Source organism: Stenotrophomonas sp. 3diitr2024 (genome assembly GCF_042136455.1).
Taxonomy (GTDB): Bacteria; Pseudomonadota; Gammaproteobacteria; order Xanthomonadales; family Xanthomonadaceae; genus Stenotrophomonas; species Stenotrophomonas sepilia.
In genome coordinates this window covers 52,184-74,221 of sequence record NZ_JBHHMJ010000702.1, presented here as the reverse complement: position 1 = coordinate 74,221, position 22,038 = coordinate 52,184, and the positions used below count along the sequence as shown (strand labels likewise).

The window sequence follows — 22,038 nt, the reverse complement described above, 5'->3', positions numbered from 1 at the left end:
GGCGGTTCACACCTCCCGACGAGGCGGTCCCCTGCTGAGGTGGCTGCGTACCGGGCGCGCCGGACATTGCGGTGGTCTGCGGCTTGTGCCCGATCAGCGCGTCATGCCCAAGCGGCGTGGACGCGCCGCAACTCGACGCAGCCTCCACACCGGACTCACCGCGCGTACGACCGGCATCGCTAAGGTAAAGCGGTCCGCAACCATCGGTGGTGCCATGCCTCTTCGTGCGATTGCCTACGTGAGTGAAGCCTCCCGCAACCTGACCGCAGCGCGGCTGCAGCAGCTTGTGGCCGAAGCGGTGCAGTTCAACGAATCCGTCGATGTCACCGGCACGCTGCTGTTCGATGGCTCGCGCTTCCTGCAGTATCTGGAGGGCCCGGAGGCCGGGATCAATGCGGCGTACACGCGCATTCTCGCGGCCGGCAGCCACAGTGGGGTCGTCGAGTTGAACCGGGGCAGGGTGGGGCGTCGACAGTTTCCGCACTGGCGGATGCGCAGCGTGCGGGTGGACGAACTGGCGCTGGGAAAGATCGCCATCTCCGACTGGACCGGCTTCGTACGCAGCGCGTCGGCGCTCGACTCGGGCAAGAGTGCACTGGATCGTCTGCTGTCGATTTCGCAGTCGCACACGGAGGCAGGTGCGGGCGGCATCACCGAACCGGACGGGCAGCTGGCACGATGAAGGCCACAGCCGCCCCGGTTGCGCCCGCCCCACCACGCGTCGGTTGTGCGGGATGGTCGCTGCCGCGGGCGGATCAGGAAGCGTTCGGCGCGGGCGACAGCCTGCTGCAGCGCTACGCCACACGCCTGCCGATGGTGGAGATCAACTCGTCCTTCTATCGACCGCACCAGCGCAGGACTTACGCGCGATGGGCCGCGAGCGTTCCGGAGGGCTTCCGGTTCGTGGTGAAACTCCCGCGCGAGATCAGCCATGAGCGTCGGTTGCGCGATGCAATGCGGCCGCTCGAACAGTTCCTGGAAGGCGCGCGGGAGCTGGGCGGAAAGCTCGGTCCGTTGCTGCTGCAGTTGCCGCCCAGCCTGGTGTACGACGCAGCCACGACCAGGGAGTTCCTGCGGGGGCTGCGTTCACGCACCCAGGCCGATGTGGCGTGCGAGCCGCGCCACCCGAGTTGGTTCAATACTGACGTGGATGCGTTGCTGAGCGCGCATGGGGTTGCGCGGGTTGCCGCGGATCCGGCACGTGTGCCGGTGGCAGCGATCCCCGGCGGTGACCGCACCTGGAGCTACTGGCGCTGGCACGGCCAACCGCAGATCTATCGCAGTGCGTACAGTGAACAGGCCCTGGCCGGGCTCGCGGAACGGCTGCGGCGCGAATCCGACGCGCAACGACCCGCCTGGTGCGTACTGGACAATACCGCACTGGGCCATGCCACCCGCAACGCCCTGCGCCTGCAGGTGCTGCTGCAGGAGAACGCTCATGCCTGAAGGCCCTTCCATCGTGCTGTTGCGCGAAGCCGCAAGCCATTTCAAGGGGCACGTGGTCCGCACCGTGTCCGGTAACAGCCGCATCGACCTGTCACCGCTGCAGGGCCGCAGGGTCAAGACGGTCCGCAGTTGGGGCAAGCACCTCCTGCTGGAATTCAGCCGCCACACGCTGCGCATCCACCTGATGATGTTCGGCAGCTGGCGCATTGACGAACGGAAGCCGACCCCGGCGCGGGTATCGCTGGTGTTCGACAACGGTGAGCTGAACTTCTACGCGTGTTCCGTGCGCTTGATTGACCAACCTCTGGACGACATCTACGACTGGCGGGCGGACGTGATGAATGATGCCTGGGATCCAAAGCTGGCCCGGCGCAAGCTGAAGGCCATGCCGGATGTCATGGTCTGTGATGCGCTTCTGGACCAGACCGTCTTCGCCGGCGTGGGCAACATCATCAAGAACGAGGTGCTGTTCCGGATAGGCGTGCATCCGGCCACCCGGCTGGGCGACCTGCCACCACGCAGGCTTACCGCCATGATCGATCAGGCCCACGCCTACAGCTTCGATTTCCTGGAGTGGAAGCGCCGCTTCGAGCTGAAGAAGCATTGGCAGGTGCACACGAAAAAGGTCTGTCCGCTGTGTGGTGGCCCGATCAGCAAGCTCTACATGGGGACCACACGGCGACGCACGTTCTTCTGCCCGAATGATCAGGTTCTGTACGGGCCCTGACGCGGCCATCCGTGGCCGCCGGGTTCCGGCGTGCGCCGGTCAGGCGGCCTGCGCGGCCTTGGCGTTGCCGCCGCCCTTGGCCAGCAGGGTCAGCTTTTCGTCGGTGGCCTTCTCTTCCTCCAGCGTCTCCAGCAGCAGCGGCAGGGCATCCTTGTAGCCCAGTTGCTTGGCCAGCGCGGCGATGGTGCCGTAGGACGCAATCTCGTAATGCTCGACCTTCTGCGCGCCGCCGATCAGGGCCGCATCCCGCACCGGCCCCTTGTCGATGCTGTCGATCACTTCCTTGCCTTCCTCCACCAGGCCCTCCATCGCCGCACACTTGATGCGCTTCAGACGAATGCCAAGCACCTCCACCACCTGATCGATGCGTTCGATCTGGCCCTGCGTTTCTTCCAGGTGCGTTTCGAACGCTGCCGCCAGGTCCGGGTTCTCGGCCGCACGGGCCAGGCGCGGGAGGGCCTTGGTCAGCTGCTTCTCGGCACTGTAGATATCCGAGAGTTCGTGGATGAACAGGTCTTCCGCCGTCTTGATAGCCATACTGGGCTCCGCAGTGAGTGGAGTGCTCAGCGTAGGTCCTGCCCGGTTGCGATCGGGCAGGGGCCAGGTGAAGGCGGCATGTGAGCGCCCGCAGGATTACTGCGCACGGTCTTTACGAGAGTGCGCCAGAACCGTACGGCATGCAGCGGCCTCCTCATCCGTGTGACGGTCCGGCCCCATCAACGGTGGGGGAAAGTAATGTCAAACCTTCGGGCAACGCGCATTAACAATCAGCAGGGCGGGGGAGCCCGGCGTCGGCCGCGGCGGCGCCACGCCATCACCTGGCCCACCACCCCCGTCAACAGCAGCATCGCATTGGTCACCACGAAGACCACGCTGCCCAGCATCGCGCTGTACACCGTGAACAGCGCAGATGCGGTCATCTGGCCTGCGAACAGCCACCTGGATACGGCTTCCGGGTTGGACGACTGCCACTGCTTCACCATCTGCCGGATCAAGGTTGTCATCAGTACCGCCGTGGCGGCCCAGCCAAGTACGTCGGGGTGCATGAGGGCCTCCGGTGTGTGGGCAGCCCCACGCTAGCCCTTGGCTGGGCAACGCCGTACGAACGAGAGGTGAAGACAGCATCCCGCCTCCGGCGCCCTCGCGCCATTCACTCCGGACCGGTGACAATGGCCGCTCGGGCGCACCATGCGCGATCCGCCCACCGAATGCAGGAATGCTGAAATGTCCAACACCCCCTTTGGCGAATCGTCATGTGCTGCCGCAGCCAGCGGCTGCATCGAGGTCCGCGGTGCGCGCGAGCACAACCTGAAGAATGTCGACGTCTCCATTCCACGCAATGCGCTGGTGGTGTTCTCCGGCGTGTCCGGGTCCGGCAAGTCCTCGCTGGCCTTCGGCACGGTCTTCGCCGAAGCGCAGCGCCGCTATTTCGAATCCGTCGCGCCCTACGCACGCCGCCTGATCGACCAGGCCGGCGTACCCGACGTGGATGCCATCGACGGGCTGCCGCCGGCTGTCGCCCTGCAGCAGCAGCGCGGTGCCAGCAATGCGCGCTCGTCGGTGGGCAGTGTGACGACGTTGTCCAGCCTGGTGCGCATGATGTACTCGCGGGCAGGGGCCTACCCGGCCCACCAGCCCATGCTGTACGCCGAAGACTTCTCGCCCAACACCCCACAGGGCGCCTGCAGCACCTGCCATGGCCTGGGGCATGTCTACGAAGTGACTGAAGCACTGATGGTGCCGGACCCTTCGCTGAGCATCCGCGAGCGCGCCATCGCCTCCTGGCCACCGGCATGGCATGGCCAGAACCTGCGCGACATTCTGGTCACGCTGGGCTACGACATCGATGTGCCGTGGAAGAAACTGCCGAAGAAGGACCGCGACTGGATCCTGTTCACCGAGGAAACGCCCACGGTGCCGGTCTATGCCGGCTTCACGCCGGCCGAGACCCGCGCCGCGCTCAAGCGCAAGCTGGAGCCCAGCTACATGGGTACGTACACCGGCGCACGCCGCTACGTGCTGCACACCTTTGCCAACACCCAGAGCGCGCTGATGCGCAAGCGTGTTTCCCGCTACATGGAAGGCCGGCTGTGCCCCGCTTGCCAGGGAAAGCGCCTGAAGCCGGAAGCGCTCTCGGTCACCTTCGCCGGCGTGGACATCGGCGAGTTCATGCGGCTGCCGCTGGACCAGCTGGCGGCGTTGCTCGAGCCCATCGCGCAGGGCGATTTCAGTGCACACAGCCACGGCGCGCGTACCAGCAGGCGTGCAACGCCCAGCGATCGCGCCAAGCGGGCAGCAAGTGGCCGCGCGACCCACGAAGGCGCCCCTGACGTGCGCCTGACCTCAGCCCTGTCAGAGGAAAAGCGCCTGGCGGCGCAACGGCTCGCGGGCGGGGTCATGGCGCGGGTACGGCAACTTCGCGAGCTCGGCCTGGGCTATCTCTCGCTGGACCGCGCCACGCCCACACTGTCGGCCGGCGAACTGCAGCGCCTGCGCCTGGCCACGCAGCTCAGCTCGCTGCTGTTCGGCGTGCTGTACGTGCTCGACGAACCGTCGGCCGGCCTGCATCCGGCCGACAGCCAGGCGCTGTACGACGCGCTGGAACGCCTACGCGACGGCGGTAACTCGGTGTTCGTTGTTGAACATGATCTGGAGCTGATGCGCCGCGCGCAGTGGCTGGTGGATGTGGGCCCGCAGGCAGGGGAACATGGCGGACGCGTTCTCTACAGTGGCGAGCCCGACGGCCTGCGCAACGTTCAGGATTCGCGCACGGCGCAGTACCTGTTCGACCGGGTGCCCGCGCCGGCCAGCCGGCAGCGCAGTGCCAACAGCTGGCTGGCGCTGAAAGGCATCCACCGCCACAACCTGCACGGTGTGGATGCGCAGGTGCCGTTGGGGTTGCTGACTGCAGTGACCGGCATTTCCGGATCGGGCAAATCCAGCCTGATGGCGCAGGCGCTGCCCGAGCTGATGCTGCTGCACCTCGGGCATGAGACGGCAGACGACGGCGCCGACAGCGCACCTGCCGAAGGACCCACCGTAATCGAAGCAACGCGGGGCCAGCTGGCCGGCGACGTGGACGCCATCCAGCGCGTGGTGCAGGTGGACCAGAAGCCCATCGGCCGCACGCCACGCTCCAACCTGGCTACCTACACGGGCCTGTTCGACCACGTGCGCAAGCTGTTCGCCGCGACACCCGACGCGCGCCGTCGCCGATTCGATGCGGGCCGCTTTTCGTTCAACGTAGCCAAGGGGCGATGCGAGACCTGCGAAGGCGAGGGTTTCGTCAGCGTCGAACTGCTGTTCATGCCCAGCGTCTATGCGCCGTGCCCCACCTGTCATGGCGCCCGCTACAACGAGGCCACGCTGAAGGTGCAGTGGAACGGCCGCAACATTGCCGAGGTCCTGCAGATGACGGTGGACCAGGCCCATGCGTTCTTCGCCGAAGAAGAGGCCATCGCCCACCCGCTGCAGTTGCTGCAGGAGATCGGCCTGGGCTACCTGCGGCTGGGCCAGCCGGCCACGGAGCTTTCAGGGGGTGAGGCGCAACGCATCAAGCTGGCCACAGAGCTGCAGCGCAGCCAGCGCGGGCGCACGCTGTACGTGCTGGACGAACCCACCACCGGCCTGCATGCATCAGACGCCGACAGGCTGCTGGTGCAGCTTCAGCGGCTGGTGGACGCAGGCAACACGGTGGTGATGATCGAGCACGACATGCGTTCTGTCGCACAGGCCGACTGGGTGATCGACGTCGGTCCGGGCGCTGGCAGCGCAGGCGGCACCATCGTGGCGAAGGGCACGCCGCAACAGGTGGCCCGCGCTAAGGGCAGCAGGACGGCGCCGTTCCTGGCATCCGAGCTGGGGCAGGGTGTGCGCGAGCGGAATCGTCCGGCAGGAGGCGCCTAGCCGCAGGACAGCAGCGTCCAGCAACGATCGGCAATCTCTGCCGCGCCAGGGTGGCCGCGTAGGCTTGATCGTTTCGCAAGGCGGCACTGCAGATCGTCCATCCAGGCTGACCGGGTACCGTGCGGATCTCTCACATAGATATCGCAGGCAAGCCGGATGACCGGCGCCACTTCGTGCCGGAAACTCATCGCGGGCAGCGCACCCAGATTGAAGGCGGTTTCCCAGTGGGCCAGCTCGCGCTCCACATCGACAACGTGCTTGCTTCTTCCGTGGCTCACGGCGCCTACCCCTGTTCGAAACCTCACTGTACACGCTCGCTGCCGGGAGCCTGTTCATCACAACCGTTCATACAACGCGCTTGCCGGCACGTTCCCGTAACGGCAACAGGCCCACAGTCAATCGGCAGCAGACTTGCTGCGGCGGAGAATCGAAATGAACAGCGTCCCCGAACAGAACAGGAATGACCGCTCCAACGCGTCCGCTGAAGCAGAACAGCCTGCACAGCAGGGGCAGGGCGAGGGGGGCGAACCCGGCGGGGAGGAGCCCGGCAAGCAAGGACAGCAACAGCAGCAGGACAACAAGGATAGCGAGAGCCCGAAGCCAGCGGATGAAAAGAAGGGCGGTCTCGGCGGCGATACCCGCCGCTGAGGAACAGGAGGAGCCGCGCGCCGAGCGGCTGCTTCCGCAGCAGACAGGGAGCGCGCATGTCCTCGCAAAGCCAGGCGATCAGCCTGATGACCAAGATCATGTACCAGTGCCGCCCGGAGAGAACGACGACGATGGCGCAATGCCGTTGCTGCGATGCGCCCAGTCCTGGCGGGATGGAGTGCGCACGGTGCCTGACCGGAAGGCTTGGCGAAACGATTCACAATCGTGGCGCAGCGTTCGGCTGGCTGGAGTCGTTCCGCAGGGTCCAGCAGGACGAAGCACACGTATTCGAATGCGCAAAGCGCGCCGATGCGGCATCTTCCTAGGCGTCGCATCCAGACCTGACATCGCGCAGGCGTATGCTCGGGTCATCCAGGAGCAACGCCATGACTTTTCCGATCTGCATCTACGATAGAACGGGCACGGGGCTCCGGCTGCCCACGGGGTGGTGGATCGACCTTCAGTCCGATCTGCCCGCGCTGGTGAACGGCGCCGCACGTATCGACCTTCCGCGCTCTTCGAAAGACGAGCATCCACGCTTGGATCCAGAGGTCCTGAGGGACCTTTTCCGGCGCATCGGGGGTTCGCAGTGGCTAGGTTGAATCCGGTGCGTTCCCTGGGAGTGCGCTGGCTGTTCTTCCGTCTTCGCAACGGCCAATCCATCAGTCCCGCCAGGTTGATGTCCGTCTGGTCCGAGGCTGCCGAATCCAATGAGTGCGCCGTGCGCCGCGAGATCATCGACGGCGCAGGCTACGTCTATGCCCTGTACGCGCCCAACAGCCTGCTTTCCCCCCGGCGTGTGGAGCTGCGCATGAGAGCGCTGCTGGAGGAGGCGGGCTACGCCTTCACGATGGGTAGCCTGGCAGGGCGTCACCCCGGCGACGGTTGAGGCGCGGCGCTGAGGCGCCGGCCGGACAGCCCATGCGTCGCTCTCATTCGGGGCCATCAGGCTCCAGAGGTTCGTCAGGTGCGGGATCGAAGAGCGCCAGCATCCGTTCCCGCCGGCACTGTTCGAGCCAGTGGTGCCATATCTCCACCTCGTCCATCAGCCCCGTGGCACCGCACGCGGGGCACGTGAGCGTCGTGCCCAATGGACTCGTCTTGATGCCGGCGTCCTGGGTCATTGAGGAGCGCAAGCCGCAGCTCTTGCAGGTCGATCGCAACTGATCGAGGCGAACGATGGCGCCATTGCGCGCAAGAAGGGGCTGGATCGCGTGGATCCGGAAGGCATTGGGAGGATGCATGGCCGTGTCGTCTGGGGCTGGACACGGGAGCAAAGGATTCTGCGCCGGAGAAGAGCCGTGAGAGCGCAGTGTGCTTTGTTGGAGGTTAACCCTTCATCAAGGTGCACACCGCGCGCCATGACTGGCCTGAAATCCCACGGCCGCAATCGTGCACTGACGTGGCAGCCGGCGCTCGTCCGGTGCCGGCCCTGCCTCTGGGCAGGAAGGGCTCCGCCATCACGACGGAGCCCCGTACACTCACTTTTCCTGCAGGAACGCCAGCAGATCCTGGTTGACCTTGTCCTTGTGGGTGTCGGTCAGGCCGTGCGGCGCACCCGGGTAGACAATCAGCTTTGCGCCCTTGATCAGCTTTGCCGACTGGCGGCCCGAGATATCGATCGGCACGATCTGATCGTCGTCACCGTGGATCACCAGGGTAGGAACATCGAACTTCTTCAGGTCGGCGCGGAAATCGGTGGCCGAGAACGCGGCGATCGAATCGTAGGTGTTCTTGTGGCCGCCCTGCATGCCCTGCGCCCACCACGCATCGATCAGCCCCTGCGACACCTTCGCGCCCGGGCGGTTGAAGCCATAGAACGGGCCTGACGGAATGTCCTTGTACAGCTGCGCGCGGTTATCCATCTGTGCCTTGCGGATGCCGTCGAACACTTCGATCGGCAGGCCGTTCGGGTTGTCGGCGGTCTTCAGCATGAACGGCGGCACCGAGCTGATAAGCACGGCCTTCTTCACCCGTCCAGTGCCGTGCCGGCCGATGTAGCGCGCCACTTCGCCGCCACCGGTGGAGAAGCCCACCAGGGTCACATCGTGCAGGTCCAGCGTATTGATCACTGTGGCCAGGTCATCAGCGTAGTGATCCATGTCGTTGCCATCCCACGGCTGGCTGGAGCGGCCGTGGCCGCGACGGTCATGGGCAATGACGCGGTAGCCGTGGTTGGCCAGGAAGATCATCTGCGACTCCCAGCTGTCCGAGTTCAACGGCCAGCCGTGGCTGAAGGTCACGACCGGGCCGTTCTTCGGGCCCCAGTCCTTGTAGTACAGCTGCACGCCATCGGCGGTGGTGATGTAGCTGGCGGTGCGCGCGATGCTGGTGACTGCCGCCGGCGTGGCCGGTTCGGCAGCCTGCGCGGACAGGCCGGCCTGGACCGAGAGGGCGAGGGCGGCAACGGCCAGGGTACGGGCGAAGGTGTTCATGCGGGAACTCTCATGGGTGGGTGGTGAGACGTACTTTGCGCCAGCAATCAGGCATCTGGGATATGACAAGTCCGAATTTCTTGATAGATCGTCCTGATTGCGCGGACCCACAGTGGGGTCGACTGGATGATCATCCGAAGCTGCCCGACCTGGGCCTGCGCACTACCGAACGAGCCAGAGGCGCTTGCAATGGTGGCATTGCAGCCGGTTCCGCATTGCTTCCCGGAACGCAACATGACGTACCCCTTCACGGCGCTACCGCACCTGCGGCGTGCTGCCTAGGCTGATCCCACACGGCACCTGCCGTGTCCCGGGCCCACCGCTCACGCAGTGCCCACCTTCCCATGAACCACGCAGTGCTGGCGTGCCAGGCATCCGCGCCCTGGCCGCGCCGCGCCCTGCGTCGTGGGAAAGCGCCCGGAATCGCTAGCGCCAGCCTTGCATTGCTGCCCGCCAAATGGCTCTTCGTGGAGATCCCTCATGTTCAGTATGGAAAACACCGCCGCGCCCATTGCTCCCGCCCTCGATGAACTGGTGCCCTCGCGCTACGCCCTGAAAGTGGGCGACGTCGAAGTGCTGGTGATCAGCGATGGCGTCCTGCCGTTGCCCACCCAGATGCTCGGCCACAACGTGCCGGCCGCCGACCGTGCCGAATGGTTCGAAGAGATGTACCTGCCCCAGGATGCCTTCGACTGGGCATTGAACGTGATGGTGGTGCACAGCGGTGATCGCACCATCCTCATCGATGCCGGTCTGGGCATGGACCCCGACCTGCAGCTGCCGCGCGCCGGCCAGCTGATCCGCCGCCTCGGTGCCGCCGGTATCAACCTGAGCGAAATCACCGACGTGGTGATCACCCACATGCACATGGACCACGTCGGCGGCCTGCTGGTTGAAGGCGTAAAGGAACAGCTGCGCCCGGACCTGAAAATCCACGTCGCAGCCGCGGAAGTCGAGTTCTGGAAGTCGCCGGACTTCAGCCGTACCAACATGCCGCAGGGCTTCCCCGATGCGCTGCGCGCCACGGCCAAGCACTTCTGGGCCGAGTACAGCAGCTATGTGCACACCTTCCAGGACGAACAGCAGATCGCACCGGGCGTGACGGCCCGCCGTACCGGTGGGCATACCCCGGGCCACTGCGTGGTGCGCGTGGCGTCTGCGGGGCAGGCCCTGACCTTTGCCGGTGACGCGGTGTTCGCGGTCGGCTTCGACCAGCCGAACTGGCACAACGGCTTCGAGCACGACCCGGAGGAATCCGCACGCGTTCGCGTTGCTCTGCTGAAGGAACTGGCCGGCACCGGCGAAATGCTGGTGGCCACGCATCTTCCGTTCCCGTCAGTGGGCCGGGTGTCGCTGGAGGGCGAGACGTTCCGCTGGGTGCCGGTGTTCTGGGACTTCTGATCGGATCCTGCGGATACAGCGCAAGCACGAGTTTTCGACGGGGCGCGTCGGCGCCCCGCTCGAAACCCGCAAGGGCGAGGCCAACAACGGACGCCATCCACGCCTGGCGTGGATCTACTGGATGGCGGTGGGGTGGGCCAACCGCTGCAGCTTGTGCGGATTGCGCTGCACCAGGATCTGCGTGATCCGCTTGCCATCGGTCTCGAAGGCCATCGCCGCCTCCAGCTCGCCATCGAAATAGCGCAGCAGTCCCAACCGTCCGTTGAGCATGGCCGGCACCATCCGCAACTGCGCGCTGCGCCGCAGGTGCGGGGCATACAGCAGCTGGGCAATGCGTGCACCCCCGACCATCGGCCCGGGGAAGCTGGTGACGATACCGCCGCCGTCACCCACCAGCTCGGCCGATTCGGTCATCAAGGCCTTCATCGTGCGGAAATCGCCGCTGGACGCGGCCTCGGCGAAGCGGCGCAGCAGTTTCTGGTGCACGTCCTGCGAGACGTTGTAGCGCGGGCGTTCCTGCCGGAGCTGCTGGCGCGCACGATGCACGATCTGCCGGCAGGCGGCTTCCGTCTTGTCCAGGGTGCGCGCGACCACGGCGTAATCCTGATCGAACACGTCGTGCAGCAGGAAAGCCGCACGCGCATCAGGGGCCAACCGTTCCAGCACACTGAGGAAGGCGACCGACAGATCGCTGGCGGTTTCCAGCACGTACTCGGGCGTGGCGGTGTCATCGGTCAGCAGCGGCTCGGGCAACCACATGCCCACATAGTGTTCGCGCGCATGCCGGGCCAGGCGCAGGCCATCAATGGCGCGACGGGTGGTGGTCGCCACCAGCCAGGCTTCCGGATTCTCGATCTGTGACTGGTCGGTGCCATGCCAGCGCAGCCAGACATCCTGCACCACGTCTTCGGCTTCGTGCGAAGACCCAAGCATGCGGTAGGCCACGCCGAACAGGCGTGGGCGGAGGCGTGAGAACAGCGCAGTGGATTCGTCCATGCCAGCGTAGACGGGACAGGTCCCCGGATTGTGACACCCGGGAACCTGTCGTTGGTGCCAGCGCCGGACGTGCGATCAGTGCGGCGGCAGCACCGCCGGCTTGCCGATGTCCTTGATCAGGAACACCACGAACTTCGCCGGCTCGGTGGCGCTGGCGTTGCGGCCTACGGTGTGCAGATCGGCCGGGCCTTCATGGAAGGCCTCGCCCGGGCCAAGGGTGACTTCCTTGCCGCCGGCCACACCCATCACGATCCGCCCTTCCAGGACATAGACGAAGCCATGGGCATCGTGGCGGTGGACAGGATCGGCGCCACCCGGCGGGTACTCCACGGTAAGGATCAGCGCCTCCTTGCCGGGCTGCTCCGGCAGGGCGCGGGTCATCACCTCGCGCACCAGGGGCTGGGGCGCAGGAGAGGGCGGGGTGGCGGCAGCGCCGCACAGTGGCAGCAGCGCAAACAGGACCAGAACAGAGCGACGCATGGCAGGTCTCCAAAGCGGTAGAGGAGGGCCGCAGCATGGGGCAGCGGCGGAAGGATCAGGCCAGGCCGGCCTTGTCCAGGCCAAAGGCCGTATCCAGGGTGCCGGGCGTGGTACGGAAGGCAACGTTGGCGCGGTTCCAGGCGTTGATCGCCATCACCGCGTGGGTGAGGTCGACAATCTCCTGATCGGACAGCTGGCCGCGCACGCGCGCGTACAGCTCGTCGGGCACACCCTGCGCCGGCAGCTGGGTCAGTACTTCGGTCCAGGCCAGGCAGGCGCGCTCGCGCGGGCTGAACAGCGTTGATTCACGCCATGCCGCCAGGTGATGCAGGCGCAGCGGGCGCTCACCACGCAGGGTGGCCTCCTTCACGTGCATGTCCAGGCAGAAGCCACAGCCGTTGAGCTGCGATGCACGGATGTTGACCAGATCGATGATGGCCCCTTCGATCGAGGCGGTGTGGGCGGCATGCGAGTACAGGCCGAGCTTCTTGAACAGTTCGGGGGATTGCGCGGCGTAATCCAGGCGTGCGGTCATGGTGTGTTCCTGTAGCGTATGAAGGGCACAGCGAGGCTAGGCCTGCACCCGCAATGCCGCTAGGCGGGGGCCGGGCCGCACGCTGTTGCATGAAAAACACCCATGTCCTGTCACAGCGGCCGATGCTCGGCCGTCTGCCGGGCATGAACACCTCATCGCACCTGCGCACCGCATCGCGCCCTGCCAGCGAACAGGTCTGGCAGGCCTTCCTCGCCGCACTGCGCGAACTGCCGCCCGATGCACGTGCGGTGCTGTTGATGCACGACGTGCTGGGTGCCGGATTCGAGGACATCGAGCCCCTGCTGGGGCTCGATCTTGCCGCGTGCAGGCAACGGTTGGCGCTGGCGCGGAGCCACCTGCACGCACAACGTGCCCGCCTGGAGCCAGGACACCCATGAACGCCGCAACGCCCCGCCTGGCCAGCGACGGCCACGATGCGCTCAATGCGTCCTTCTCCACCAGCTACGCCGGCGTGCTGGCCTTCATTGCAGTGGCGTCCGAGGGAAGCTTCGCGCGCGCGGCCGACCGCCTCGGCATCGGCCGCTCGGCCGTCAGCCGCAGCGTGCAGAAGCTGGAAAGCCAGCTGGGCGTGCGGTTGTTCCTGCGCACCACGCGCTCGACCACGCTCACCCGCGAAGGCGAGCTGTTCCTGGAAGGCTGCAACCCAGGCGTGACCTGCATCCTGCAGGCGCTGGAGGAAATGCGCGACCTGCGCGAGGGCCCGCCGCGCGGGCACCTGCGCATCAGTGCCAGCCACGGCTTCGGCCGTCGGGTGATTGCGCCCTTGCTGGCAGCCTTCCGTGCCGAGTACCCGCAGGTATCCGTGGAGCTGCTGCTGGACGAGCAGGCCCCCGACCTGGCCGGTGATCGCATCGACGTGGCGTTTCGCGACGGCCTGCTGGAAGACAGCCAGGTGATCGCCAAGCAGCTTGTGCCGATGCAGCTGGTCGTATGTGCATCGACGGCGTACATGCAGGCGCACGGTCTACCGGTGTCGGTGGATGCGCTGTCCACGCATGCCTGCATCGGGCGGCGCCTGCCGGGCGGACGCATGCAGCCCTGGGAATTCCGTGTCGACGGTGCCGAAGTACACCTTCAGCCGCCTGCTGCACTGGTGTTCAACGATGCCGACCTGGCCCTGCAGGCCGTCATCGACGGGCTGGGCATCGCCCAGCTGCCCAGCTATCAGGTGCGTGAAGCGCTGTGGGCGGGCAGGGTGGTGACCTGCTTGGATCGGCATGCGCCGCTCGATCGCGGCCACTACCTGTGCTACCTCAGCCGCCGCCAGCTGCCCAAGCGCGTGCGTGCCTTCATCGACTTCAGCACGCAGCGGGTGCGCGCGCTCGAACTGGATGTGATCTCGCACTGGGAAGCACGCCAGCAGGCCACCCCTCTGAAGCCAGGCGCACAGCCTGCCTTGGCCTGAGCGTACTGGTGCGTGCCGGGCAACAGTGCGCGGCCGGTCACGGACCTACTCCCTCGCGCCCGCGCCACCTACGATGCCTGCGCCCGGCCACACGCCGGTAGCCCCTCTATATTCCAGGAGACACGCAATGAAGTTCCTCGTCATCGGTGGTACCGGCCGCATCGGCAGCAAGGTGGTGGAGCGCCTGCGTGTCGCCGGGCATGAGATCGTGGTGGCAGCGCCCTCCACCGGGGTGGATGTGCTGACCGGTGAGGGCCTGGATGCCGCCATGGACGGCGTCGACGTGGTGGTGGACTTGGCCAACTCGCCCTCGTTCGAAGACGCAGCAGTGCTTTCGTTCTTCGTGACCGCCGGCCACAACATACTTGCGGCCGCCACCCGTGCCGGCGTGCGCCACCATGTCGCGCTTTCTGTTGTGGGCACCGACAAGCTTGCCGCCAGTGGCTACTTCCGCGGCAAGATCGCCCAGGAGCGGCTGATCCGCGACTCGGGCCTGCCGTACACCATCATCCATTCCACGCAGTTCTTCGAGTTCCTGCCGGGCATCATCCAGTCCGCCGGCGACGGGACGGCCGTGCGGCTGCCGGCCGCCGACGTGCAGCCGATTGCCGCCGAGGATGTTGCCGAAGCGGTGGCACGCATCGCGCAGCAGGCGCCAGCCAATGGCGTGCTGGAGATCGCCGGGCCGCAGCGCAGCGCGATGGCGGATCTGGCCAGGCGCTATCTGCAACTGACGGGTGATTCCCGGCAGGTGGTGGCGGACGCCGATGCACTGTACTTCGGCGCGCCGCTGCAGACCGAGACGCTGGTGCCCGCGGGCCACGCGTGGCTGGGGCAGGTCGATTTCGAAGCCTGGCTGCAGCAGTCCGGTCTGTTGCAGCGGCAGCCTGCCTGAGCGGCGAATTGATCGCCTGCCGCAGCAGCGCTTGATGGAGCCGCGCAATGACCGAGCTGAAACCGCCTTCGCCCGCCATGCTGGACCGTTACCACGGCGACGACGTGAAGCCGCTGTACACCGGCCGCGTGCGGGTGAGCGGAGGCCAGGCCCAGCACGGGCGGGCGTCCGGCGTCGTGCGATCGGACGACGGTGCACTGGCGGTGGACCTGCGCCTGCCGCCGGAACTCGGTGGGCCGGGCGGCGGCGCCAATCCCGAGCAGCTGCTGGCTGCGAGCTATGCCGGCTGCTTCCACGGTGCCCTGGTGCTGGTGGCCGCGCGCGCCGGCCTGCTGCTGCACAACCCCAGCATCGAAGTGGCGGTCACCTTCGCCCGTGATCCAGCAGATGGGCTGTACCTGCTGTCGGCCGAGATCGTGGTACATCTTCCCGGCATGGATGAGAACCTCGCCTGCGAACTGGTGCGCAACACCGAACGCGTCTGCCCATACGCCAAGATGTTCCATCGTGGCATCAGCCATGCGGTGCATGTGCGGGTCGGCCCGCAGGCTCCGCCTCTGTAGAATCGAGCCATGCTCGACTCCGGGAAGGTCCTGGCCTGACGATTACACGGCTAGGCCGTATTCCGCCACAACCCAGCTCGGCTACGATGGTGGCGCCGGCAACCTGGCCGGCGGGGCAGGGGGCGCAATGGACATGCAGGCACGGGGCGGATTCGAACCGCCCGCGAAGACCGATTCGCAGGAACTCACGTTCCACTGGCTCTACCAGCGGGTGCAGGGGCTGGTTGAGCACAGCATCTACCCCAAGGCGGGCAGGGTGGAGACGTGGGCGTTCCGCATCGGCGTGGGTGCGGCGATCATCGGCATTCTCATGGGTCAGCTTCCGGATCGATGGCTGCCTGTTGGCGCAGTGCTCCAGGTGGTGGTTGCCTGCCTGGCAATCGAAATCGGAGGGTTCATTGTCGGTGGCGTCCTGGCCGCCCGCAGGGGCATTCGCCAGTTCAGCCAGCCGCGGCTCTCGCACGCCCAGGAGATGGATGAGGACTTTGCCCACTGGCAAGCAGTGGTGAGCGAGCTTCGCGACTTCCCGCGCGTCCAGCGCGAGCGGCGACTCAAGTTCGTCAGCACCTTGCGCACAAACATGATGGAGCGCATGGGCATGATGTATGGCGGCCTGCAGCGGCTGGGACCATTCCCGCTGTTGATTGCCCTCTACCTGCAGTTCCGTGGATGGAAATGGGGTGACTGGGCGGGCGCTTTCGATGTTGGCCTGCTAGGCGCACTGCTCATCTTCGCCATGGTGCTGCTGTACCTGCTGGGCTGGATGCTGATCGGCCTTCGCACCAGGCTCGATACCTACGTTGCCTTGTTGGAAGGCTCCATCCACGAGCCCGAGCCCTCCCAGTCAACGCCCTTGTAGCGTCGGGCCATCATGTTCTTCATGTTGAGGGACAAACAGGATTGTGAGCCATCCAGTGAGGCATACGCATGGCTCAAGTTGGCAGGCTCGTACATCTCGCCGACTTCACAGATCTGTACCCCGCAGAGGGGCATAGTGGCCCTTCGGTAGTGTGAGCGCGTCCATCCAGCCACGGGGTTTCCCCGAACGCCAGGAGGTCACTGTGCCAAGTTGTGATGAAGGAATGAAGTTGACGCGTCGCCAGGTGATCGCCGGCGGCGTCACGACCGTGGCGATGTCCGCCGCACCGGGGGCATCATCGCTCGCCGCCGAACTGGCGGCGCCCCCGCCGCCCAGGCCGCCGGTCATCAGCACGGTGGCCTTGACCGTCAACGGCGAGCGGCGGGAGCTTGAGCTCGACACCCGGACCACGCTGCTCGATGCCCTGCGCGAACATCTGAAGCTGACTGGAACGAAAAAGGGCTGCGACCACGGTCAATGCGGCGCCTGTACCGTGCTGGTCAACGGTGAGCGCATCAATGCCTGCCTCAGCCTGGCGGTACAGCACCAGGGCGATGCCATCACCACCATCGAAGGCCTCGGAACTCCCGATGACCTGCATCCGATGCAGGCCGCCTTCATCAAGCATGATGGCTACCAGTGCGGGTATTGCACGCCGGGGCAGATCTGTTCGGCGGTGGCGGTACTGGACGAGATCAAGCGGGGTGTGCCCAGCCATGTACAGGCGGACGTCAGCGCACGGCCCCGGGCCACCAACATGGAAATGCGCGAACGCATGAGCGGCAACCTCTGCCGCTGCGGAGCCTATTCCAATATTGCCGAGGCGATGGCAGAGGTCGCTGGCGTGACCTCTGCAGGGAGGCGCTCATGAGGGCCTTCAGTTACGAACGCGCCAAATCTCCGGCCGAGGCCGCCAGGGCCGTCGCCGGTACCGAGGGCGCGAAATTCCTGGCTGGAGGGACCAATCTGCTCGACCTGATGAAGCTGGAGGTCGAGACGCCAGCGCACCTGGTCGATGTGCAGGACATCGGCCTGGACAGGATCGAACCCACCGACGAGGGCGGCCTGCGCATCGGCACGCTGGTCACCAATACCGCACTGGCCTCACATGAGCGCGTGCGCCGCGACTACGCGGTGCTGACCCGCGCGATCGTGGCAGGTGCCTCCGGGCAGTTGCGCAACAAAGCCACCACCGGCGGCAACCTGCTGCAGCGCACGCGCTGCCCGTATTTCTACGACCCCAATCTGCCCTGCAACAAGCGCCTGCCCGGATCCGGCTGCGGCGCAGTCGAGGGGTTCTCCCGGCAGATGGGCGTGATCGGCACCTCGGACAGCTGCATCGCGACCTATCCGGGCGACATGGCGGTGGCCCTGCGGGTGCTGGACGCCTCGATCCAGACCGTCAGGGGTGACGGCAGTACGCGCAGCATCCCGATTGCCGATTTCCATCGTTCCCCCGGCGACAGGCCGCAGCAGGACAACGTGCTGCAGCGCGGTGAGCTGATCACCCACGTCACGCTGCCAGAACCCCTGGGCGGTCGGCACGTGTACCACAAGGTGCGTGACCGCGCGTCCTATGCGTTCGCACTGGTGTCGGTCGCCGCGGTCGTGCAGCGTGACGGCTCGGCGCGGTTCGCCTTCGGTGGGGTCGCGCCGAAACCGTGGCGCGTCGAGGCAGCCGAACCGCTGCTGCGCGACGGCGTAAAGGCCGCGACCCGGCAGGTGTTCGCCGGTGCCCGCCCGACGCGGGAGAACGCGTTCAAGATCGCGCTCACCGAGCGCACTCTCGCAGCCGTGCTGGTGGAAGGAGAGCGCTGATGCCCCTTGAATTCAACGCCCCCGCCGGCGACAACCTGTTCGACAAGGCCAAGGTCGTCGGCAAGTCGACGCCGCGCATCGACGGTCCACGCAAGACCACCGGTACCGCCCCCTATGCCTACGAGCGCCATGACGTGGCGCCGAACCAGGCCTACGGCTACATCGTCGGTGCGGGCATCGGCAAGGGGCGCATCATTTCGATGGATGCCTCCCGCGCGCGTGCCGCGCCCGGCGTACTGGCGGTCATCACCGCACCGGAGACCAAGCCGGTCGGCACATCGAACTGGAACAATGCGCCGCTGTTCGGCGGACCCGAGGTGGCCCACTACCACCAGGCCATCGCCTGCGTGGTGGCAGAGACCTTCGAGCAGGCCCGCGCCGCCGCGGCGCTGATCCGCACCCGCTACGAGCGCGGCAAGGGGCGCTTCGATTTCCCCGCCCTGGCGCCTTCCGCGCCGCTGGCAAAGGGGCGCGGTGGCAAGCCCGACCGGCAGACGCTCGGCGATTTCGACACCGCCTACGCGAGCGCCGCGGTCAAGCTCGACGAGACTTACCACACCTCCGACGAAAGTCATTCGATGATGGAGCCGCACGCCACCATCGCCGCCTGGGAGGGTGACACGCTCACGCTGTGGACGGCGAACCAGATGATCGACTGGGCCAGGCAGGGCATGGCGGCGATCCTCGGCATCGATCCTGCCAAGGTGCGTGTGGACTCGCCCTATATCGGCGGCGGCTTCGGCGGCAAGCTGTTCATCCGTGCCGACGCGGTGCTGGCCGCGCTGGCGGCCAAGCAGGTCGGGCGGCCGGTGAAGATCGCGCTGCAACGCCCGTTGATGCCCAACAACACCACCCACCGGCACGCGACAATTCAACGCATCCGGATCGGCTGCGGAAAGGACGGCCGGATCTCCGCCATCGCCCATGAGAACTGGTCGGGCAACATCAACGGCGAGGATGGCGAAAACGGCACCCTGCAGACGCCCAAGCTCTATGCAGGCGCCAACCGCCTGGTCGCCAACTACATCGCCACGCTCGACATGCCCGAAGGCAATGCGATGCGCGCACCGGGCGAAGCACCGGGCCACATGGCGCTGGAAGTGGCGATGGACGAAATGGCCGAGAAGCTGGGCCTCGACCCGATCGCGTTCCGCATCCTCAACGAACCCGAGGTCGTGCCCGGCGATCCGTCCAAGAAGTTCTCCGACCGCAACCTGGTGCGCTGCCTGCGCGAGGGCGCGGAGCGCTTCAACTGGAACAAGCGCAACCCCAGGCCGGCGCGGGTCAGGGAAGGGGGCTGGCTGATCGGCATGGGCGTATCTGCGGGCTATCGCGGCGCACCGACGATGAAGTCGGCGGCGCGGGTCCGGCTGGACGGCCAGGGCGGGGTGATTGTCGAGACCGACATGACCGACATCGGCACCGGCTCCTACACAATCATCGCGCAGACGGCTGCCGAGACCATGGGCGTGCCGCTGGACCGGGTCCAGGTGACCCTCGGCGACTCCCGTCATCCCGCCTCCGCCGGTTCCGGCGGCCAGTGGGGCGCGGCAAGCTCCACCGCAGGCGTGTACGCGGCGTGCGTCAGCCTGCGCCGCAAGGTGGGCGAGAAACTGGGCTTCGACGGCGACACCGCAGACTTCGCCAATGGCCGCATCCAGGCGGGTGGGCGGACGATCAAGCTGGCGGAGGCGGGGACACTGTCGGCGGAGGACGGCATTGCCTTCGGCGACTTCAAGCAAGGCTACGACGTCGGCACCTATGCAGGGCATTTCTGCGAGGTTGCCGTGCATGCCTACACGGGAGAGACGCGCATCCGCCGCATGCTTGCCGTATGCGATGGCGGCCGGATCCTCAATCCGCTGTCCGCACGCAGCCAGGTCATCGGCGGGATGGTGATGGGGGCGGGCGCGACCCTGATGGAGGAGCTGGTGGTCGACAAACGGCTGGGCTTGTTCATCAACCATGACCTGGCCGGCTACGAGGTTCCCGTGCACGCCGACATCCCGTACCAGGAAGTGGTCTTCCTCGACACGCTGGATCCGGTGATCTCGCCGATGAAGGCCAAGGGTGTGGGTGAACTGGGCATCTGCGGGGTCGGCGCCGCGATCGCCAATGCGGTCTACAACGCAACCGGCGTGCGCGTGCGCAACTATCCCATCACCCTGGACAAGCTGCTGCCCGGCTTGCCCGACGTGGGCTGACCCTTGCGCATGGACCGTCCCGCAGCCTCGACCACTCTGGAGGCCTCCGCCGCAGGCGGAGGGGAGCCCTGCGATCTTGCCGAGGACCTGTCGGCAGCGCCGGGCTTCCTCGCCGAAGGCAGCCCGCGCGGCGTACTCGAGACGGCCTTGACGCGCGTGCGCGCGGGGGAGCACGCCGTGCTCGCGCTGGTGCTGGAAACCGATGGCTCCACTTACGCCGGTGCCGGCGACATGGTGCTGTTCTGCAACGGCAGCCAGGTCGGCTGGCTGAGCGGCGGATGCCTGGAGCCCGAGCTCGCGCGACGCGCGGAGCAGGTGAGCGCGGCAGGGCGGGTCGACTGGATCGAGATCGACACCCGCAGTGACGACGACCTGTTGAGTGGGTCCGCGCTCGGGTGCCGCGGCCGGCTGCGGATTGCGCTCCTGCCATTGCGTGCCATGGCCGGCATCGACGACGTCATCGAGGCTTGGTTGCGCGAGGGTGTGTCACTCCAGCGCGACCTTCGCACGTCGGGGCAGGTCATTTTCCGTGCCGGCCATCACGAGCAGGCGTGGCAGCTGCATACGATGGATGGTACGCAGCCCTTTGGCGAGGGTGCGTGGCGTCTGCCGTTGCCCCGGCTTCCGCGGGCCCTGGTGTTGGGGGGCGGTCCGGAAACGCCCTTGCTGGTTCCGTTACTGCGGGGCCTGGGGTGGCGGGTCAGCGTGGCCGAACGGCGAGCGCGCTGGGCCTCAGCCGGGCAGTGCGCGGATGCGCATCTTCAGACCAGCCCGGCCGAGGCCCTTCATGGCGACCCGTGCGACGCGGCACTGGTGATGCATCACGATTTCGAACTGGACCGGGAGGCGCTGGTGGCCCTGGCTGATACCAAAGTTATGTTCATTGGACTGCTGGGTCCGCGGCGAAGGCGCGAGGACCTGTTCAAGTTGCTGACACCGGATCAGCGCCACCGCCTTTCCCCGAGACTTCGATCACCTGTCGGCCTGGACATCGGCGGCCGAGGGCCAGAGGCGATTTCGCTCAGCATCGCCGCGCAGCTGCAGCAATGGCGAAGCGCGCACGGCAGGTGACTGACGCGCATGCGGTCGTCGTGCTGGCTGCCGGCGGGAGCACCCGACTTGGCCAGCCCAAGCAGCTTCTGACCCGGCAGGGCGAGACCCTGGTACATCGCGTGGTGCGGTTGGCGCGCGAGCTCGCGCCAGCGCAGGTGCTGGTCGTGGTGGGCGCGAACGCACAGGCCGTGACATCCAGCATTGCCGGGCTGGACGCCACTCCGGTAACCAACAACCACTGGGAACGCGGCCTGGCGAGCAGCCTGCAGGTTGCCGGCGCACACCTGCTGCCCACGTTGACTGCGGTGATGGTCGTGGCATGCGACCAGCCCGCAATCGAGCGCTCCCATCTGCAGGCGCTGCTTTCGGGTGCCCGCGCTTCGGCGTCAGGGTGCGCGGGTACCCGCCACGGAAATGTGCTTGGCATTCCCGCAGTAGTGCCGCGTGCATGGTTCAACTCTGCGCGTGCAACCGGTGACCGCGGCTTTGGAGCGCGCCTGCGGCAACTTCCCGTCGATACGGTGCATGTCCTACAGGCACCGGAACTGGGCCTGGATATCGATACGCCAGAAGATCTTGCGCGCGTGCGCGATGCGGGCTGGATCGATGCCGAGGGGTGGCCCGCATGATCGCTGGGCCAATGCCT

General features: G+C 66.6%; 26 protein-coding genes. 18 read left to right on the top strand and 8 right to left on the bottom strand.

Annotation, left to right across the window (positions count from 1 at the left end; translation table 11 throughout):
* Nucleotides 1-214 precede the first annotated feature (214 nt).
* Genes ABGA94_RS18430 through ABGA94_RS18420 form a run of 3 tightly spaced genes read left to right on the top strand, consistent with a single transcriptional unit; the run spans nt 215 to nt 2,173 of the window.
* Nucleotides 215-682 carry a BLUF domain-containing protein gene (locus ABGA94_RS18430; protein WP_134955602.1) on the top strand — a complete coding sequence of 156 codons (468 nt, stop codon included), beginning with the start codon at nt 215-217 and terminating at the stop codon, nt 680-682.
* Nucleotides 679-1,446, top strand: coding sequence for a DUF72 domain-containing protein (locus tag ABGA94_RS18425; protein WP_134955599.1), 768 nt, complete (start codon nt 679-681; stop codon nt 1,444-1,446). The genes ABGA94_RS18430 and ABGA94_RS18425 overlap by 4 nt, the downstream gene beginning before the upstream one ends.
* Nucleotides 1,439-2,173, top strand: a complete 735-nt coding sequence (locus ABGA94_RS18420) for a DNA-formamidopyrimidine glycosylase family protein (protein WP_375367893.1) — start codon at nt 1,439-1,441, stop codon at nt 2,171-2,173. The genes ABGA94_RS18425 and ABGA94_RS18420 overlap by 8 nt, the downstream gene beginning before the upstream one ends.
* A 39-nt stretch (nt 2,174-2,212) precedes the next feature.
* Here ABGA94_RS18420 and ABGA94_RS18415 read toward each other — a convergent pair whose 3' ends face one another.
* Together ABGA94_RS18415 and ABGA94_RS18410 are read right to left on the bottom strand one after the other, a co-directional pair.
* Complete coding sequence (locus ABGA94_RS18415; protein ID WP_005416567.1) at nt 2,213-2,710, bottom strand: ferritin-like domain-containing protein; 498 nt, start codon at nt 2,708-2,710, stop codon at nt 2,213-2,215.
* Between the two features lie 230 nt (nt 2,711-2,940).
* Nucleotides 2,941-3,219 carry a hypothetical protein gene (locus tag ABGA94_RS18410; RefSeq protein WP_134955598.1) on the bottom strand — a complete coding sequence of 93 codons (279 nt, stop codon included), beginning with the start codon at nt 3,217-3,219 and terminating at the stop codon, nt 2,941-2,943.
* A gap of 178 nt (nt 3,220-3,397) precedes the next feature.
* Here ABGA94_RS18410 and ABGA94_RS18405 point away from each other — a divergent pair, with 178 nt between their 5' ends.
* Nucleotides 3,398-6,079, top strand: coding sequence for an excinuclease ABC subunit UvrA (locus ABGA94_RS18405; protein ID WP_134955597.1), 2,682 nt, complete (start codon nt 3,398-3,400; stop codon nt 6,077-6,079).
* Here ABGA94_RS18405 and ABGA94_RS18400 read toward each other — a convergent pair.
* Nucleotides 6,076-6,324 (bottom strand): hypothetical protein, encoded by a 249-nt coding sequence (locus ABGA94_RS18400; protein WP_235646762.1) that lies wholly within the window; start codon nt 6,322-6,324, stop codon nt 6,076-6,078. The genes ABGA94_RS18405 and ABGA94_RS18400 overlap by 4 nt on opposite strands.
* 187 nt (nt 6,325-6,511) lie before the next feature.
* On the opposite strand from ABGA94_RS18400, the gene ABGA94_RS18395 reads away from it, so the two are divergent.
* The 3 genes from ABGA94_RS18395 to ABGA94_RS18385 all read left to right on the top strand — a co-directional run bounded on the left by ABGA94_RS18395 (nt 6,512) and on the right by ABGA94_RS18385 (nt 7,616).
* Nucleotides 6,512-6,727, top strand: coding sequence for a hypothetical protein (locus tag ABGA94_RS18395; protein WP_134955596.1), 216 nt, complete (start codon nt 6,512-6,514; stop codon nt 6,725-6,727).
* A gap of 56 nt (nt 6,728-6,783) precedes the next feature.
* Nucleotides 6,784-7,053 (top strand): hypothetical protein, encoded by a 270-nt coding sequence (locus ABGA94_RS18390; protein WP_005416562.1) that lies wholly within the window; start codon nt 6,784-6,786, stop codon nt 7,051-7,053.
* A gap of 281 nt (nt 7,054-7,334) precedes the next feature.
* Nucleotides 7,335-7,616 carry a hypothetical protein gene (locus ABGA94_RS18385; protein ID WP_005416560.1) on the top strand — a complete coding sequence of 94 codons (282 nt, stop codon included), beginning with the start codon at nt 7,335-7,337 and terminating at the stop codon, nt 7,614-7,616.
* A 43-nt stretch (nt 7,617-7,659) separates the two neighbouring features.
* Here the strand turns inward: ABGA94_RS18385 and ABGA94_RS18380 are convergent, their stop codons facing one another.
* Complete coding sequence (locus tag ABGA94_RS18380) at nt 7,660-7,971, bottom strand: hypothetical protein (RefSeq protein ID WP_005416559.1); 312 nt, start codon at nt 7,969-7,971, stop codon at nt 7,660-7,662.
* A gap of 237 nt (nt 7,972-8,208) precedes the next feature.
* Entirely contained in the window at nt 8,209-9,162 is a 954-nt protein-coding gene (locus ABGA94_RS18375) for an alpha/beta hydrolase (protein WP_329845275.1), read from the bottom strand.
* A gap of 480 nt (nt 9,163-9,642) precedes the next feature.
* Between ABGA94_RS18375 and ABGA94_RS18370 the strand changes: the two genes are divergently transcribed.
* Nucleotides 9,643-10,563 carry an MBL fold metallo-hydrolase gene (locus ABGA94_RS18370; RefSeq protein WP_375367892.1) on the top strand — a complete coding sequence of 307 codons (921 nt, stop codon included), beginning with the start codon at nt 9,643-9,645 and terminating at the stop codon, nt 10,561-10,563.
* A 114-nt stretch (nt 10,564-10,677) separates the two neighbouring features.
* Here ABGA94_RS18370 and ABGA94_RS18365 read toward each other — a convergent pair whose 3' ends face one another.
* From ABGA94_RS18365 to ABGA94_RS18355, 3 genes are all read right to left on the bottom strand, one after another.
* Complete coding sequence (locus tag ABGA94_RS18365; RefSeq protein WP_375367891.1) at nt 10,678-11,559, bottom strand: RNA polymerase sigma-70 factor; 882 nt, start codon at nt 11,557-11,559, stop codon at nt 10,678-10,680.
* 75 nt (nt 11,560-11,634) lie between these two features.
* Complete coding sequence (locus tag ABGA94_RS18360; protein ID WP_125436986.1) at nt 11,635-12,039, bottom strand: cupin domain-containing protein; 405 nt, start codon at nt 12,037-12,039, stop codon at nt 11,635-11,637.
* 55 nt (nt 12,040-12,094) lie between these two features.
* Nucleotides 12,095-12,574, bottom strand: coding sequence for a carboxymuconolactone decarboxylase family protein (locus tag ABGA94_RS18355; protein ID WP_049455241.1), 480 nt, complete (start codon nt 12,572-12,574; stop codon nt 12,095-12,097).
* Between the two features lie 89 nt (nt 12,575-12,663).
* Between ABGA94_RS18355 and ABGA94_RS18350 the strand changes: the two genes are divergently transcribed.
* The 10 genes from ABGA94_RS18350 (at nt 12,664) to ABGA94_RS18305 (ending at nt 22,021) form a co-directional block, all read left to right on the top strand.
* Nucleotides 12,664-12,972, top strand: coding sequence for a sigma factor-like helix-turn-helix DNA-binding protein (locus ABGA94_RS18350; protein WP_375367890.1), 309 nt, complete (start codon nt 12,664-12,666; stop codon nt 12,970-12,972).
* Nucleotides 12,969-14,000: a LysR substrate-binding domain-containing protein gene (locus ABGA94_RS18345; protein ID WP_375367889.1), complete on the top strand. Its 1,032-nt coding sequence runs from the start codon at nt 12,969-12,971 to the stop codon at nt 13,998-14,000. The genes ABGA94_RS18350 and ABGA94_RS18345 overlap by 4 nt, the downstream gene beginning before the upstream one ends.
* Nucleotides 14,001-14,127: 127 nt before the next feature.
* Entirely contained in the window at nt 14,128-14,895 is a 768-nt protein-coding gene (locus tag ABGA94_RS18340; RefSeq protein WP_111201042.1) for an SDR family oxidoreductase, read from the top strand.
* A gap of 47 nt (nt 14,896-14,942) precedes the next feature.
* Entirely contained in the window at nt 14,943-15,458 is a 516-nt protein-coding gene (locus ABGA94_RS18335; protein ID WP_375367888.1) for an OsmC family protein, read from the top strand.
* Between the two features lie 127 nt (nt 15,459-15,585).
* Nucleotides 15,586-16,317, top strand: coding sequence for a hypothetical protein (locus ABGA94_RS18330; RefSeq protein ID WP_375367887.1), 732 nt, complete (start codon nt 15,586-15,588; stop codon nt 16,315-16,317).
* A gap of 223 nt (nt 16,318-16,540) precedes the next feature.
* Nucleotides 16,541-17,188 (top strand): aldehyde dehydrogenase iron-sulfur subunit PaoA, encoded by a 648-nt coding sequence (gene paoA, locus ABGA94_RS18325; protein WP_005416549.1) that lies wholly within the window; start codon nt 16,541-16,543, stop codon nt 17,186-17,188.
* Nucleotides 17,185-18,135 carry an FAD binding domain-containing protein gene (locus ABGA94_RS18320; protein WP_375367886.1) on the top strand — a complete coding sequence of 317 codons (951 nt, stop codon included), beginning with the start codon at nt 17,185-17,187 and terminating at the stop codon, nt 18,133-18,135. Before paoA ends, ABGA94_RS18320 begins: the two co-directional genes overlap by 4 nt.
* Nucleotides 18,135-20,339: an aldehyde oxidoreductase molybdenum-binding subunit PaoC gene (gene paoC / locus ABGA94_RS18315; RefSeq protein WP_375367885.1), complete on the top strand. Its 2,205-nt coding sequence runs from the start codon at nt 18,135-18,137 to the stop codon at nt 20,337-20,339. The genes ABGA94_RS18320 and paoC overlap by 1 nt, the downstream gene beginning before the upstream one ends.
* 9 nt (nt 20,340-20,348) lie before the next feature.
* Nucleotides 20,349-21,410 (top strand): XdhC family protein, encoded by a 1,062-nt coding sequence (locus ABGA94_RS18310; RefSeq protein ID WP_375367884.1) that lies wholly within the window; start codon nt 20,349-20,351, stop codon nt 21,408-21,410.
* The gene (locus ABGA94_RS18305) at nt 21,386-22,021 is read left to right on the top strand and encodes an NTP transferase domain-containing protein (RefSeq protein ID WP_375367883.1); all 636 of its coding nucleotides are present in this window, start codon (nt 21,386-21,388) and stop codon (nt 22,019-22,021) included. Before ABGA94_RS18310 ends, ABGA94_RS18305 begins: the two co-directional genes overlap by 25 nt.
* The last annotated feature ends 17 nt before the right edge of the window (nt 22,022-22,038 follow it).